Annotated in this window: 14 protein-coding genes; 8 read left to right on the forward strand and 6 right to left on the reverse strand. The window is 74.4% G+C overall.

The annotated features are described in order from the left end of the window. Positions 1 to 55: 55 nt before the first annotated feature. Positions 56 to 2,944: a hypothetical protein gene (locus ACWCYY_RS12710; protein WP_449796005.1), complete on the forward strand. Its 2,889-nt coding sequence runs from the start codon at positions 56 to 58 to the stop codon at positions 2,942 to 2,944. A gap of 71 nt (positions 2,945 to 3,015) precedes the next feature. Beyond that, positions 3,016 to 3,915 (forward strand): ABC transporter ATP-binding protein, encoded by a 900-nt coding sequence (locus ACWCYY_RS12715; protein WP_345280117.1) that lies wholly within the window; start codon positions 3,016 to 3,018, stop codon positions 3,913 to 3,915. Between the two features lie 35 nt (positions 3,916 to 3,950). On the opposite strand, the gene ACWCYY_RS12720 is transcribed toward ACWCYY_RS12715, so the two are convergent. After that, positions 3,951 to 4,583 (reverse strand): LuxR C-terminal-related transcriptional regulator, encoded by a 633-nt coding sequence (locus tag ACWCYY_RS12720; protein WP_449796067.1) that lies wholly within the window; start codon positions 4,581 to 4,583, stop codon positions 3,951 to 3,953. A 47-nt stretch (positions 4,584 to 4,630) separates the two neighbouring features. Further along, positions 4,631 to 5,872, reverse strand: coding sequence for a sensor histidine kinase (locus ACWCYY_RS12725; protein ID WP_449796006.1), 1,242 nt, complete (start codon positions 5,870 to 5,872; stop codon positions 4,631 to 4,633). 110 nt (positions 5,873 to 5,982) lie between these two features. Here ACWCYY_RS12725 and ACWCYY_RS12730 point away from each other — a divergent pair, with 110 nt between their 5' ends. The 3 genes from ACWCYY_RS12730 to ACWCYY_RS12740 are packed head-to-tail and all read left to right on the forward strand — an operon-like array spanning position 5,983 to position 9,747. Next, positions 5,983 to 6,780 carry an ABC transporter ATP-binding protein gene (locus tag ACWCYY_RS12730; RefSeq protein WP_345280101.1) on the forward strand — a complete coding sequence of 266 codons (798 nt, stop codon included), beginning with the start codon at positions 5,983 to 5,985 and terminating at the stop codon, positions 6,778 to 6,780. Position 6,781: 1 nt separating this feature from the next. Next, positions 6,782 to 9,163 carry an FtsX-like permease family protein gene (locus ACWCYY_RS12735; RefSeq protein ID WP_449796007.1) on the forward strand — a complete coding sequence of 794 codons (2,382 nt, stop codon included), beginning with the start codon at positions 6,782 to 6,784 and terminating at the stop codon, positions 9,161 to 9,163. Positions 9,164 to 9,210: 47 nt separating this feature from the next. Further along, positions 9,211 to 9,747, forward strand: coding sequence for a hypothetical protein (locus tag ACWCYY_RS12740; protein ID WP_345280105.1), 537 nt, complete (start codon positions 9,211 to 9,213; stop codon positions 9,745 to 9,747). Positions 9,748 to 9,839: 92 nt separating this feature from the next. On the opposite strand, the gene ACWCYY_RS12745 is transcribed toward ACWCYY_RS12740, so the two are convergent. Continuing rightward, positions 9,840 to 10,190 carry a DoxX family protein gene (locus tag ACWCYY_RS12745; RefSeq protein ID WP_380149664.1) on the reverse strand — a complete coding sequence of 117 codons (351 nt, stop codon included), beginning with the start codon at positions 10,188 to 10,190 and terminating at the stop codon, positions 9,840 to 9,842. A 96-nt stretch (positions 10,191 to 10,286) separates the two neighbouring features. Between ACWCYY_RS12745 and ACWCYY_RS12750 the strand changes: the two genes are divergently transcribed. Further along, complete coding sequence (locus tag ACWCYY_RS12750) at positions 10,287 to 10,724, forward strand: winged helix-turn-helix transcriptional regulator (protein WP_449796008.1); 438 nt, start codon at positions 10,287 to 10,289, stop codon at positions 10,722 to 10,724. Positions 10,725 to 11,050: 326 nt separating this feature from the next. Here ACWCYY_RS12750 and ACWCYY_RS12755 read toward each other — a convergent pair whose 3' ends face one another. Continuing rightward, positions 11,051 to 11,875: a hypothetical protein gene (locus ACWCYY_RS12755; protein WP_380149665.1), complete on the reverse strand. Its 825-nt coding sequence runs from the start codon at positions 11,873 to 11,875 to the stop codon at positions 11,051 to 11,053. A gap of 108 nt (positions 11,876 to 11,983) precedes the next feature. Between ACWCYY_RS12755 and ACWCYY_RS12760 the strand changes: the two genes are divergently transcribed. Together ACWCYY_RS12760 and ACWCYY_RS12765 are read left to right on the forward strand one after the other, a co-directional pair. Then, on the forward strand, positions 11,984 to 12,415 hold the full coding sequence (locus tag ACWCYY_RS12760; RefSeq protein ID WP_380149666.1) for a VOC family protein: 432 nt from the start codon (positions 11,984 to 11,986) through the stop codon (positions 12,413 to 12,415). Between the two features lie 87 nt (positions 12,416 to 12,502). Continuing rightward, positions 12,503 to 12,988: a YfbM family protein gene (locus ACWCYY_RS12765; protein ID WP_449796009.1), complete on the forward strand. Its 486-nt coding sequence runs from the start codon at positions 12,503 to 12,505 to the stop codon at positions 12,986 to 12,988. Here ACWCYY_RS12765 and ACWCYY_RS12770 read toward each other — a convergent pair. Both ACWCYY_RS12770 and ACWCYY_RS12775 read right to left on the reverse strand, forming a co-directional pair. After that, a complete protein-coding gene (locus ACWCYY_RS12770) occupies positions 12,898 to 13,488 on the reverse strand; it encodes a hypothetical protein (protein WP_449796010.1) in 591 nt (196 codons plus the stop codon). The two genes, ACWCYY_RS12765 and ACWCYY_RS12770, sit on opposite strands and share 91 nt — an antisense overlap. A gap of 261 nt (positions 13,489 to 13,749) precedes the next feature. Then, positions 13,750 to 14,700 (reverse strand): hypothetical protein (locus ACWCYY_RS12775; protein WP_449796011.1); only part of this gene is annotated, 951 nt, incomplete at its 5' end.

Genomic DNA, 14,700 nt, shown 5'->3' on the forward strand with positions numbered 1-14,700 from the left:
CGGGGACGGACGGGATCGGTACGGCGGCCAGGGTGTACGGCACGAGGAGAGAAGGATGCTGACGCTTCGTCTGGTCCTGCGCGAGGCGCGGATCGGCTGGCCGGTCGCCGCGGTGCTGGCGCTGCTGGCCGTCCTGCTCACCGCGCTGCCGCTGAGCTGGCCGCCGCGGTTCGACCGGTTGGCGGCCGACACGCTCGCGGAGCGACTGGGCCGCGCCCAGCAAGCCGGACCGCTGCTCGCCGCCCGTGCCTCCAGCGAACCGGTGCACGACTACCCCATCCTGCTTCCGGCCTCGGTGGGCCGGGGCAGCCTCGACAAGTCCCTGGACCAACTGGGCGCGGGCCTGCGCGGGGTGGCCCGGCCGCCGCTCGCCGACTCGCTGGGCCCCACCCCGGGACGGGCGGCCACGCCGTCCGCGGCGGCGGAGGGGCCCGGCGTCCCGCAGGTCAACGGCCTGCCGCCGCTGCTCGGCCTCGCCTACGCCCAACCCGGCCCCGACGGCCCGGTGGAGTACGTCCGGGGTCGGGCCCCCGCGCAGCCGCCCGCCGATCCGGTGGTCGCCGACCCGCAGGAACGCCTGCGGGCCGACCGGGCCCCGATCGAGGTCGCCGTCTCCGAAGGGGGCCTGAAGGGCCTCGGCCTGACGGTCGGTCAGCGGTTCGAACTCAAGGGCGAGCGGTGGAGCACCCCGGTGGTCCTGGTCGGGGTGTTCCGCACCGACCGGGGCGCCGCCCGCCTCTGGCAGCAGTACCCGCTGCTGGTCACCCCGGCGGTGGTGGCCTCCCGCGTCGGCAACCAGCTCAACGGCCAGCTGCTGACCACCTCCGGAGGCATCGAGCAGGCCGAGGCCCGGGGTGAGGTGCCGCTCGAACTGGCCTGGGACCTCACGGTGACCGTCGACCGCTCCGGCCGGGCCGCCACCCCGGCCGTGCTCGCCGGGCAGGCCAGGGCGCTGACCGCGCTGCGCGCCGTCGAGACCGAACGGCTGTGCCGGGACGCGACCGCAGGGTTCTGCTACCTCTCCGACCACCGGATCGCCCGGCCCGACCTGATCGACCGCCTCACCCCCGAACTGGAGGCCTTCGCCGCCCAACGGGCTCGTACCGAGCAGCTCCAGGGCTTCGCCCTGGTCGGTGCGCTCGCCGTGGTGGTGGCCACCGCCGTGGCGGCCGCGCGGCTGGGTGCGCGGCGCAGGGCGGGTGCCTTCGCGCTCCAACTGGCGCGCGGTGCACGGCTGTCGGGGATCGCGGGCCGCCTGCTGGTGGAGGCCGCGGTGCCGGTCGGCCTCGGGGTGGCCGTGGGCTGGGGGCTCGGGCGGGCCCTCGCGCCGCCGGGCGCCGCACTCGGCCCGGCGGGCCCGGTGCTGGTGGCCGCGCTGCTGGTCTGGTGCGCTCCGGCCGCCGTCCTGCTCGCCACGGCCGGGGGAGGCGTCGGGGCCAGGCCGCTGCCGCGCTCGCGCAGGCTCGTCCTGGAGGCACTGGTCGTGCTGGCCGCCGTGGGCGGGCTGGTCTCCCTGCGCGGCCGGGGGGCCTTCAGCGGCGAGGGCATCGACCTCCAACTGGCACTGGTGCCGGTGGTGTTGGCGCTGGTGTTGGTGGTGACGCTGATCCGGGTCCTGCCGGCGCTGCTGCTGGGCGCCACCCGCTGGGCCCGCCGGTCCTCCGGTGTGGTGCCGCTGGTGGCCCTGGCGAGGGCCGGGGCGCAGAGCGGGGCCGCCGCCCTCGCCCTGCTGGTGCTGGTCCTGGCGATGGGCAGTGGAGTCTTCGGCGGCATGGTCGCGCGCTCCCTGGAGGACAGCCGTGCCCAGAGCGCCGACTGGCGCACCGGCGGAGCGCCGACCGCCCTGGTCGGCCCGCGGGCCCGGCTGCCCGAGGACCTGTCGCAGGTGCGGACGGTGGGCCGGCAGGTGCTGGTCACCGGCGCCAGTGGCGAGCTGACCGCCCAGGAGAGCGGTGCCACCGTCCCGTCGGCCGAACTGGTCGCCCTGGACGCCGACGCCCTGCGCGCCGCCGTGCCCTCCTCGCCGCTGGCCGCCGCCCTCACGGCCGCCCGTGAGGACAACCCGTTCGATGGCGGCACCGCCTCCGACGGTGGATCCGGTGCAGCAGAGCGGGTGTTGACGGCGCTGGCCGACCCCGCGCTGGCCCGCTCGTTCCCCGACGAGGTCCTGGAGGTGGCGGCCTTCGGGACCACCAACTTCCGGGTGCGGGTGGTCGGGGCGCTGCCCGCAGCGGCCCTGCGCGACCCGGCCCTCGGGCCGGTGCTGGGCAGCGAACGGGCGCCCGCCGCCCTGCTGGTCTTCACCGATCCGGCGGCGCAGCGGCAGCTCCCCGCCACCGGCGGCCACCCGTCCGCCCTGCTGCTCCACCCCGCCGACGGAGGGCCGCCGGTCGACCGCTCCGCCGTCGGCACCGCCGCAGCCGGGGCGCTGGCGCCGGGCGGTGTGGTCGGCCCGGCGGTGGAACTCCGCTCGTACGAGGAGGAGTTGGCGGTGCTGCGCGGGGACGGGCTGGCCCGCTCGCTCCGCCTGGCCTTCCGGCTCACCACCGGCACCGCGCTGCTGCTGGCCCTCGGTGCGGTCGCCCTGGAGTTGGTGCTCAGCTCGGCCGAGCGTGCCCGCACCACCTCCTACCTGCGCACGCTGGGGCTCGGCGGTGCGAGCGTGACCGCGCTCCAACTGCTGCAGCTGCTCCCGCTGTTCGCCGCCTCGGCGATCGGCGGCACCGCGCTCGGGGCGGTGCTCCCCGCCGCACTCGGCCCGGGCCTGGAGATGCGGGCCCTGACCGGCGGACCGTTCGAACCGGCCGTCCAGGTCGACTGGACGACCACGGCGGTGCTGGGCACCGCACTGGCGGCGCTGCTCCTCGGCGCCGCCGCTCTGGAGGCGGCGATCGTCCGCCGACGCGGCCTCGGGGCCGTGCTGCGACTGGGGGAGGCCCTGTGACCGTCCGAGCTGCCGAACTGCCGGAGCACCGCACCACGCCCGGCGCGGGCGCGGGGCGGTCCGCCGCGCCGATGGTGACCTGCGAGAGCCTGGTGCGGATCTACCGCACCGGCACGGCCGGGCGCCGGAGCACCGAGGTACAAGCCCTCCAGGGCCTCGACCTCACCGTCCAGGAGGGCGAACTCCTCGCCCTGGTCGGGGCGTCGGGCTCCGGCAAGTCCACCCTGCTCGGCATCCTGGCCGGCCGGGACACCCCGAGCGCGGGCACCGTCCGGGTCGCGGGCACCGACCTGTCCGGACTCGGGCGCCGGGGCCGTACGGTCTACCGGCGCCGCACCGTCGGGGTGGTGCGGCAGCAGACCGCCAGCAACCTGCTGCCGTACCTGACGGCCCGTGAGAACGTCCAGCTCCCGATGGCCTACGCGGGCCTGCCGCGCCGTCAACGGGCCACCCGGGCCATGGAACTGCTCGACCTGATGGGCATCGCCGGACTGGCCGGGCGCACGCCGGGCACGATGTCGGGCGGCGAGCAGCAGCGGGTCGCGATCGCCGTCGCCCTGGCCAACCGCCCGCAGCTGCTGCTCGCCGACGAGCCCACCGGCGAGCTCGACAGCGCCACCTCCGAGGAGGTCTTCGGCGCCCTGCGCGCGGCCAACACCGAGCTCGGCACCACCGTCCTGATCGTCACCCACGACGCCCTGGTGGCCGACCAGGTCCGCCGCACGATCCGCATCCGCGACGGGCGGATCTCCACCGAGGTGCTCCGGCACGCCGAGGAGGCGGGCACCGCTCCGGGCACCCCGCCGGCCGGTCAGGAGTACGCCGTCCTCGACCGGGTCGGCCGCCTCCAACTCCCGCGCGAATTCACCGAATCGCTCGGCCTGGCGCACCGGGTGCGGCTGGTCCTGGAGGAGGACCACATCACGGTCTGGCCTGACCGGGAGCGCCCGTCCGGGCCCGACCCGCGCTGACGGTCACCGGCCGGTCGGGTCTGGCTGGCACGGCGTCAGCCGCGGAGGTAGGCGAGGACGGCGAGCACCCGGCGGTGGTCGGTGTCGGCCGGGGGCAGGTCGAGCTTGGCCAGGATGTTGCCGATGTGCTTGGCGACCGCCGCCTCGCCGACCACCAGCCGGGCGGCGATGGCGGCGTTGGAGCGGCCTTCGGCCATCAGTGCCAGCACCTCCCGCTCCCGGGAGGTCAACCGTTGCAGCGGTGCGCGCTGGTGGCCGAGGAGCTGCCGCACCACCTCGGGGTCGATCACGGTGCCCCCGGCCGCGACCCGTTCGACCGCGTCGACGAACTCCTCCACCTCGCCGACCCGGTCCTTCAGCAGGTAGCCGACCCCGGCGCCGCGCCCGGAGTCGAGCAGCTCGGCGGCGAAGGTCTGGCCGACGTACTGGCTCAGCACCAGGACCGCCAGCGAGGGCCGCTCGCCGCGCAGGGCGACGGCGGCCCGCAGCCCCTCGTCGGTGAAACCGGGCGGCATCCGGACATCGGTCACCACGATGTCCGGGTCGTGCTCGGCGACCGCCGCGAGCAGTGACGGGGCGTCACCGACGGCGGCCACCACGGTGTGCCCGAACCGCTCCAGCATGCCGACCAGCCCGCCGCGCAGCAGCGCGGCGTCCTCGGCCAGCACCACCCGCACGCCTGTCCGCACCCCCGCCCGTGAGCCCACCTGCTCGTCTACGCGCTCGGACAAGGGATCTCCACGGTGATCACGGTCGGCCCGCCGGTCGGGCTCGACACCGACAGTGTGCCGTCCGCCGCGGCCGCCCGGTCGGCCAGCCCTGCCAGGCCGGTCCCGGCCGCCGGGTCCGCCCCGCCGGCGCCGTCGTCGCGCACCTCCACCACCAGCAGCTCGCCGAGCAGCCGCCCCCGCACCTCGGCCCGGGTGGCGCCGCTGTGCCGGGCCACGTTCGCCAGCGCCTCCGCCACCACGAAGTACGCGGTCGCCTCGACCGACGCGGGCATCCGGCCGGGCAGGGCGACGTCCACCGAGACCGGCACCGGCGAGCGGCTGGCCACCTCGGTGGTGGCGGCGGCCAGGCCCCGGTCGGTCAGCACCTGCGGGTGCACGCCGCGGATCAGCTCCCGCAGCTCGGCCAGCGCCAGCCGGGCCTGCTCATGTGCCTCGGCCACTCCCAGTGCGGCGGGCGAGCCCGCCGGCAGGTCCAGCCGGGCCATCCCGAGGGCGATGGTGAGCGCCACCAGCCGCTGCTGGGCGCCGTCGTGGAGATCGCGCTCGATGCGGCGCCGCTCCACCTCGAAGGCATCCACCAGCCGGGCTCGCGACCTGGACAACTCGCCTATGCGGGCACCGAGTTCGGCCTCCCTGGGGGAGAGGACGGAGCGGGCGAAGGCCGCCCGCGCACCCGCCCAGACGGTGACCGGGAAGGCCGCCACCGGCAGCAGCACCGGGATCGCCAGCACCAGGAACGCGGTGCCGTACCAGGGGATGAAGGGGTCGACCACGATCTCGATCCCGGCCATCACCGGCAGGGCGAAGGAGGCCACCAGCACCCCGAGGTCCAACCACCACAAGGCCAGCACCGACACCGCCACGTACCCGAGCTCGCGCCAGGTCTGCTGCTCGCGCAGCCGGGTGTGCAGCCAGCCGCGCACACCCGGCCGGTCCGGTGCCCGGTGGGGGTCGGGCGCCGGATCGAGGTCGACCAGCCGCAGCCGCCACCGCTCCAGCCGGGCCACCGCCACCCCGGACAGGCCCGCCGCGAACAGCAGCGCGAAGCCGACCAGGAAGATCGTCAGCAGCGCCCCGCCCGCCAGCAGGCCCAGCAGCACCGCCCCCGTCGCCGCACCGGTGAGCACCCCCGACACCAGGTACCCGAGTGACCGCCAGGGCCAGGAGGAGGCCAGGAAGTGCACCGGATTGCGGGTGATGGCCTGCCAGGCGGTCCGTACGGTCACCCGGCCGACTCTAGCGAGCCCCTCCGGCGGCCACAGTAGTGCTGGCTCTACCCCCGTGACTCCAGCCCGGGCCCGTGAAAGGTGCCGTTCGGGCCGGTTGGCTGGGGCCCATGACGATCCATCGGACAGAACGGGCCCAGGCGGCGCCGGTGGACGGAACGCAGGCAGTGAGCCTGCGCGCCGTCCACCGGGTGCACGGAACGGGCGAGAACGCGGTCACGGCCCTGGACGGGGTGAGCCTCGGCTTCCCGGCCGGCAGCTTCACGGCGGTGATGGGCCCCTCCGGCTCGGGCAAGTCGACCCTGCTGCACTGCGCGGCCGGCCTGGAACGCCCGACCGCGGGCACGGTGACGGTGGCGGGCACCGACCTCGGCCCGCTCGGCGAGCACCAGCTGACCCTGCTGCGCCGCGAGCGGATCGGCTTCGTCTTCCAGTCCTTCAACCTGGTCTCCTCGCTCACCGCCGAACAGAACGTCGCCCTCCCGCTGCGCCTGGCCGGCCGGAAGCCGGACCGCACGGCCGTGCGCGCCGCGCTCGCCGAGGTCGGGCTCGCCGACCGCGCCGGGCACCGGCCCGGCCAGCTCTCCGGCGGACAGCAGCAACGCGTCGCCATCGCCAGGGCGTTGGTCACCGGCCCCGAGGTGATCTTCGCCGACGAGCCGACCGGTGCCCTGGACACCGCCTCCTCGCGCGAGGTGCTCGCCCTGCTGCGCGGGGCCGTCGACCGGCACGGCCGTACGGTGGTGATGGTCACCCACGACCCGGTCGCCGCCGCCGTCGCCGACCGGGTGGTCTTCCTCGCCGACGGGCGGGTGGCCGACATCGCCCACGGCCTCGACGCGGGCGCGATCGCCACCCGGACCACCCTCGCGGCCCAGGCCGCGCCGACCGCCGCGCCGGGGGCCTGACGTGCTGTCACTCTCCGCCCTGCGCCACCGCTGGCCCGCCTTCGCCGCCACCTTCCTGGCCCTGTCGCTCAGCGTCTCCCTGATCACCGCCGCCCTGCTGGTGCAGCTCTCCGCCCGCCCCCGGGTCCCCGACCGGCTGGCCGGGGCCCCGCTGTACGTGCGCGCGGGCGAGGCGCCGTGGTCGGCCGAGACCGTCCGGGAGCTGACCGGGCGGATCGCCGCCCTGCCGGGGGTCACCGCCGTGGTGGCAGACCGTCCCTTCCACGCCCAACTCCTCTGGGACGGAAGGCCCGTGGGTCGCGCCGAGCGCGGCGAGCGGCAGGGCAACGCCTGGTCGGCGGCGGCCCTCGCGCCCTTCCCCCTGCGGAGCGGACGGCCTCCGGCCGAGCCGACGGACGTGGTGCTCGGCGGCTCGCTCGGAGTCCCCGCCGGTGCGACCGTGACCGTTCTGACGGCCGCCGGCCCGACCCGACGGACCGTCACCGGCACGGTGGACGGCACCGGTCTGTACGTGGCCGATGCGGAGGCCGCCCGGCTCGCGAGTGGCGTACGGCTGCTGGGGATCCACGCCGCTCCGGAGTCTGCCGTAGCGGTCGGCGCGGCGGTCGGCGAGGCCGGGGAGGTCCTCGTCGGCGAACGGCGGACCGCGCTGGAGGAGCCCGGCCGGACCGCCGTCCGCGAGATCGGGGCCCAGGTGCTCTCGGCCACGGTCACGCTGGCGGCCTTCTCCTCGGTCTTCGTGACCGCGTCCACCTTCGCCTTCTCGGCCGGGCTGCGGCGCCGGGAGTTCGGCCTGCTGCGGGCGGTCGGTGCGACGCCCCGTCAGCTCCGGCGCGCCGTCCTGGGCGAGGCCCTGGGCGTGGCGGCGGTCGCCGGGGCGGTCGGCGCGGCGGTGGGTACGGCGCTCGCGCCGGTGTTCGGCCGACTCCTCGTCGGTGCGGGCTTCGAACCGTCCGGCTTCACCACCGTGATCGCGGCCTGGCCCCCGCTGGCCGCCTGGGCGGCGGGCCTGCCGGTGGCGGCCGCCGGAGCCTGGTCGGCCGCGCGGAGGGCGGGGACGGCGGCGCCGCTGGAGGCCCTGCGCGAGGCGGCGGACGACCGGCGGCCGATGGGCCGGGGGCGGCGGATCGTCGGCGGACTGTTCGCGCTGCTCGGCGGCGGGTTGGTGGTGGCGCTGGTCGGGGCGGAGGGCCAGTCGCTGGCCACCACCTCCCTGCTGGCCGCGATGGCCCTGCTCACCGCCGCGACGGTGCTCGCCCCCGCCGTGGTGCCACCTGTCGTCCGGCTGGCCACATGGCCGTTCGGGCGGAGCGGACGGCGCGGGGGAGCGACCGGGATGTTGGTCCGGGACGGCGCGCTCGGTGCCGTCGGGCGGACCGCCTCCACGGCTGCCCCGGTGATCGTGACCGCCGGCTTCGCGGTGCTGATCCTCGGTCAGAGCGCGACCATGGCGGAGGCCTACCGCAGCCGCGGCACGGCCGCCGTCGAGCACCGGACGGTCATCCGCCCCGACGGCACCCCCGGCCTCTCCGACGCCGTCCTCGACGCCCTTCCCGCCGACCGGACGACGGCCTCCACCACGGCCGGCGTCCGGCTGGACGGCGCCGCGGGCTGGGTCACGGCGGTCTCCCCGGCCGCCTTCCGCCCCACCGTGCTGGCCGGTTCGCTCGCCGCCTTCGGTACGCCGGGCACGGCGGTCGCGGCCGGGCCGACCACCCCTGACGGCGTGCCGGCCCGGGTCGGCGACACCGTGGCGGTCACCTTCGCCGACGGCCGGACCGTGCCGCAGCGCGTGGTCGCCGTGGTCGAGCCGCTCGACACCCCCGGACTGGTCCTTCCCCGGGCCACCCTCCGGGCCCACGACCCTGACGCCCTCACGGAGTTGGCGTACGTCGACGGCCTGATACCGGAGGCGGTGCGGCCCGTGCTGGCCGGGCTGGGCGCGACGGCCGTCCCGGGAGCCGACTACCGGTCCGACGCCTCGGCCCGTGACGACGAGCTGGTCCGGGTCTTCGTGCTGATCCTGATCGCGGTGTCGGTCGGATACACCGGGCTGGCGATCGTGAACACCCTGGTGCTGTCGGTCTCCGGCCGGCGCCGCGACTTCGCCGTCCTGCGGCTCTCCGGCGCCACGGCCGGGCAGGTGCGGCGGGTGGTCGCGGCCGAGTCCGCACTCGTCGCCGCCACCGGAGCCGCCCTCGGCCTCGCCGTCGCCCTCGGCGCCCTGCTCGGCGTCCGCTCCGGCCTGGCGGCGGACCTCGGCCGCCCCGTCCGTCTCCTCCTCCCTCCCCTCCCGATCGTCACCGTCCTCGCCGCCTGCGTGGGCCTCGCGGTGGTGGCCGCCGTCTGCGCAGCCCGCCCGTCCCCGCACCGCCGGGACTGACGGGCCGTCGGGCGGAGGAGGCCGGTCCGGAGGTTAGAGTCCAGGTCATGAACGTGGACAGGGCCCAGTGGTACCGGATCGCCGATCTCCTCCCGGAGGCGGCCGCGGCGGAGGTCGAGGACTGCTGGGAGAGCGGCGAGCAGGAGGCCGGGCTCCGGCTGCTGGTGGAGGGCCTGCTCGCCTTCCAGATACCCGTCGGGGAGGCCGACCGGGCCCGGATCGCTGTCCTCACCGAGCGGTGGGGCGTTCGCGAGCTCCTCGCACCCGGCCTGCTCCGCTGCCTCGGTGACGGAGCGTCGGCCCCCGTCCGCCTCCTCGACGCCGAGACCGACGGCGCCGAACTCCTCCCGGGCGGCCCCGGCCTTCCCGGGCTGCTGCTGGCCCCGTGGATCCGCTGCACCCGCTGCGGCCACTACCTCCTGCGCGCCCACCGCTGGGAGGACTGGGACGACCTCTCCCACGACGCCGAGCACTACGCCCTCACCTCGGCCGACCGCTCCACCCTGCTGCGCACGTTCCCGGCCGACGCGGTGGCCGAGGCCTTCACCGAGCTCCTCGACCACTGCCCAGCCGCCGTGGAGTGACGCCGATCGCGTCCGGGGTCGAGGGCCGTCCTCGTCCGAGACCAACCTCGCCCAGCACGATCAAGGTCGGTCTCAGAGCCGGCTGTCCGTTGTCAGAGGGTGGCCGCGCGCAGCACGATCAGGGCGACGGAGGCCATGGTGAGGACCATCGCCGGAGGCGCGCCCTTGCGGTCGCCGACGCGGAGGTGGGAGGCGACCGCCCCCGCGAAATAGAGCGTCAGGCCGATCGCTGCGGCGATTCCGACGGGTCCCCACCGGAGTCCGGCGATCACACCGGTCGCGCCCGCGATCTGAGCGCCGATCAGGAAAGCCATCATGCTCTGCGGCACTCCGAGGGTGGACATCTGCTCGGTGATGTGTCGCGTCCGCAGGGACTTGGCTCCGGCCGATACCAGGAGAAGCGCCGACATGACCACGGAGACGACGGCAAGGGAGACGAACATGGCTGAGACCTCAATCGTGCGAGATGCGAGTAAGGGGGCGTGCGCACCTCGACGACGATAGGCGGCTAATAGGTACCTCCAGGTAACCTTCGGGGCATGAGCCTGCGACCTGGAATCGCCTTCCTCGCCGACTGTCCCGCTCTCCTGGCCATGGAGATCATCGCCAGCAAGTGGTCCATGGTCACGCTCTTCGCGCTGACCGAGGGCCCGTTGCGCCACGGCGAGCTGGTCGAGCTGAGCGGTGGCATTTCGCGCAAGGTGCTGACCCAGACGTTGCGTAGGCTCCAAGCCAACGGGCTCGTCGAGCGGCACGCGTACGCCGAGGCGCCGCCGCGCGTCGAGTACGGCCTGACCGATCTCGGGCGGACCCTCGAGGAGCCCATCAGGATGCTCACTGCGTGGGCGAGGGAGAACGGCGAGGCGGTCGTCACCTTCCGGGAAGTAGCCGAGGCGGCCAAGGCCATCGCGGAGAATCAGGCGAGTCAGGCGACCCGGGTGAGGGCCCGTCATGTTGACGAGAGGCTGGACCTGTAGACCCTTCCGTCGCCGGAGAGGCGCGCTCGTACCAGTCCGCCGACACTCGGTGTACTGGAGACGATGCCCGAAGCCATGAGCTCAGCCTTCGAGTCAGCCAGGCGCAGCGGCACGGACGAGGACCGGCCTGACGGGTCGTCGGCGAGCGCGAAGAGGAACGGAACGCTCGCCGCCGTGAGGCCAACTGCTCCAGCCACAGCGGCACTTCCTCGGCGGTGCCGTAGGCGTGACCCAGCGACGGCCAGTCGACGTCGCCGAGGCCCTTGAAGTTCTCGATCATGAGCCGCACGCCGCCACGCTCGACCGACAGCGGAGCGGCGGTGTGGTCAGGCGATGGTCTGCCGCGCCGAGCGGGTGCGGGAGCGCAGTCCGGGGAGGCGGGCGTGTTCCTCGGGGGTGGCGAGGCCCTGGTCGAGCGCGAGGAACGAGAGCAGCCGGACCGGGTGGCCCGTGCTGGCGGCGGCCTCCAGCTTGTGGTGGCCGTCGAGCAGGAAGTGGGTCAGTCCCCAGTGCCGGTAGTGGTCCTCGGGCTCGCCGCTCGCCGGTTCGCACACGTCGAGGGTCGACACCGCGACGGCGGTGGGGACGGTACCGTCCGCCATCAACCGGGCGTACTCCTCGACGCGGGCACGGGTGTTCCACCGCGGCGGGACCATCGGCACGACGAACTCGTAGAGGTGGGCGGAGGCGTCGACCCCGGTCTCGAAGGTCCGGTAGTACGGGGTGTGCGGATACTGCGGCAGCCCCCAGAACTGGTCCATCCCCCACGTGGCCACCTGCTCACCGCTGAAGTAGTCGCCCTCCTTGCCGGGGTTGACCAGCTGCGGTTCGACCCGCAGCAGCACCGGCAGGTACTCACCCTCGGGCAGCAGCGCGCCGAACGCCGCGACCACCCGCTCGTCCACACCGTCCAGGCCGCCACCGAGCAACTCCTGCACGTCGTCCGCCGACAGGGTCTCGTTCGCCCCCTCCAGCCGCCGGAACAGGAACGGGCACGTCCCGCACCAGTGGCTCAACTCGAACGCCGGCTCCCCGTCCAGCTCCAGCACCCTCAACCCGGGCCGGCCCCGCCGCTCATCCACCCCGAACCCCAGCCGCGCCGCCCCGCCCGCCACCCCGAGCCTCCGCGGCTCACCCCACATGATCGTCACCCGCCCAGGGTACGAGCCGCACGACACGGCCGGGGGTCAGGCCTCCTCCTGACCGCTGCGGACGCTCTGACCTGCGGAGATGGGCAGAGCCCCTGTTACTGTGCGCCCATGTCAACGATCAAGCAGTTCCAAGTGACCTTCGACTGCGCGGAGCCCGTGAACCTCGCCGCGTTCTGGTGCGAGGTGCTGGGGTACGTCATGCCGCCGGTCCCGGAGGGCTTCGCCACGTGGGAGGAGTGCTTCCGCTCGCTGCCGCCCGAGGACACGGTCTACTTCCCGTGCTCCGATCCCGCGGGTGTGGCTCCGCGCCTGCTCTTCCAGCGGGTCCCCGAGGGCAAGGTCGTCAAGAACCGGGTGCACCTCGATGTGCGGGCCGGCGTCGGGCTGGTCGGTGACGAGCGCCTGGCCGCGCTCGAGGCCGAGTGCGCACGGCTGACGGCGCTCGGCGCGAAGCACGTGCTGACGCAGCGCGCCGATGGGATCAACGAGTCGTGCATCACGATGCAGGACATCGAGGGCAACGAGTTCTGCCTCGCCTGATCTCTCGGTCCGGCCGGGGCCGGATGCTGCAGGGTCGAGCGCGGGCAGTCCGTCGAACTGTCCTACGGTCCCGGTACGGTGTGCGCCGTGAGCCTGGGAGTGCACTTCGCCATTGATGCCGAGACCGCCGAACGCCTGCTGGCGTCCGCCGCCGATGTCGTCTGCGCCCTCGTCGAGGAGATCGAGGAGGAGGGCATCGGCGTCGCCTACTGCGACACCGACAAGGCGTGGGACGCCATCCATCGCAGCCTGACCGACGGTCAGCTCGGCGGCGACAACGGCACCTATCCGTTGAACGCCGTGGTCCTGGGCGGGCTCCAGCTCAACGAGGGGGACGACTACGTCGTCAGCCTGCTCACCCCGGATCAGGTCCGCGACGTCGCCGATGCCGTGGCCGAGGTGGGCCGCGAGGAGCTGAGGGCGGGCTACGAGCGCATCGACGCCGAGGACTACGGGCCGAACTTCGGCCACGAGGACTTCGCCTACACCTGGGCGAACTTCGCCGACCTGGTCGTCTTCTTCCGGCAGGCGGCGGACGCGGGGAGCCACGTGATCTTCACGGTCGGCCTGTAGCGGTCGGTGGATGCCCGACGGGTCGGGGCGGGAGCGGAGTTCGGCTCACAGGCAGACGGCCGGATCGGGGACCGGGACGAGCCAGACGTCGGTGATGCCGCTGACGTAGCGGGCGCCGCAGCGGTCGGCGGGGACGACCAGTTGAGGGCCGGGGCCGTCCAGGGGGTGCCGTCGATGCTGGTGGCGAGGAGGATCTGCTGGCCGCCGAAGTCGGGGTCGATCTCGGCCCAGGAGAGGGCGGCGAGGTGGCCGTCGGCGCCGGTGACGGTGAGGAGGAGGCGCAGGCGCTGCTTGCGGCCGACCAGGTCGACCCGGGGCTCGGCGGTGCGGATGACGTCCCAGAGGCGGTGGCCTTCGAAGCCGTGGCGCTGCTTGCCGCTGCCGAGGCAGTCGAAAGTGGCCTCCACCCGGTGGACCGGGAGGTCGCGCAGCTGGGCCACCGTCAGTTCACCGGGGGCGTCGAGGAGTCCACGCAGACGGACGGCGGCGGCTTGGCTCACGGGGGGCTCCTTCCGGCCGGCGCGCGCCGGTCCGATCGGGGTGGTACCCCGATGAAGCCGCCGGTACCCATGAGAATGCGCTGAACGGCTTGCAGATGCGAGGCAGAAGTGCGGTTTCCCTGGCAGTAAGCCACTGGTTGATCGCCCAAGGCAAGGCGGCCTGAGCTGGTGTGACGGCCCAGGAGGCGGCCGGGCGGCCAACCGAGGACGTGAGCGTCCGAAGCTGGCCGTCCGGCGCGCCAGGACCTGACGCGGGGTCGGCTAGGCGAAGGTGTCGGGATAGCCGAGGTCGTAGTGGGGGGACATGGAGGAGGTCCAGGTGGTGCCGTCGAAGCGGTCGCAGAGGACCTGGTCACCGCCGCCGACGCGGCGGCAGTAGGTGACGCTGCCGTCCGCGTTGGCGATCCAGGAGCGGTCGTTGCTGTAGCCCCAGTCGTTGGGCGGGGAGTACGCGGTCACCCAGCCGGTGGGCTTGAGGACGTTGCAGACGAGGAACTGGGAGTTCTGGTCGCCGGCCCGCCCGCACAGCGCGGGTCCGTCCTTGGTCCGCAGGTACGACCGGTTCTCGTGGTAACCCAGGTCGTAGTGGGGGGACATGGAGGAGGCCCAGGTGGTGCCGTCGAAGCGGTCGCAGAGGACTTGGTCTCCGGTGCCGACGCGGCGGCAGTAGGAGACGCTGCCGTCGGAGTTGCTGACCCAGGAGCGGTCGTTGCTGTAGCCCCAGTCGTTGGGCGGGGAGTAGGCGCTGGCCCAGCCGGTGGGCTTGAGGACGTTGCAGACCAGGAACTGGGAGTTCTGGTCGCCCGCGCGTCCGCAGACTGCCGGGCCGTCCTTGGTGGCGAGGTAGGCGCGGTTCTCGGTGTAGCCGAGGTCGTAGTGGGGGGACATGGAGGAGGTCCAGGTGGTGCCGTCGAAGCGGTCGCAGAGGACTTGGTCGCCGGTGCCGACGCGGCGGCAGTAGGAGACGCTGCCGTCCGAATTGGCGATCCAGGAGCGGTCGTTGCTGTAGCCCCAGTCGTTGGGCGGGGAGTAGGCGCTGGCCCAGCCGGTGGGCTTGAGGACGTTGCAGACCAGGAACTGGGAACTGGGGTCGCCGGCCCGTCCGCACACGGCCGGTCCGTCCTTGGTGGCGAGGTAGGCGCGGTTCTCGGTGTAGCCGAGGTCGTAGTGGGGGGACATGGAGGAGGTCCAGGTGGTGCCGTCGAAGCGGTC

The sequence above is a fragment of the Kitasatospora sp. NPDC001664 genome (assembly GCF_053596675.1).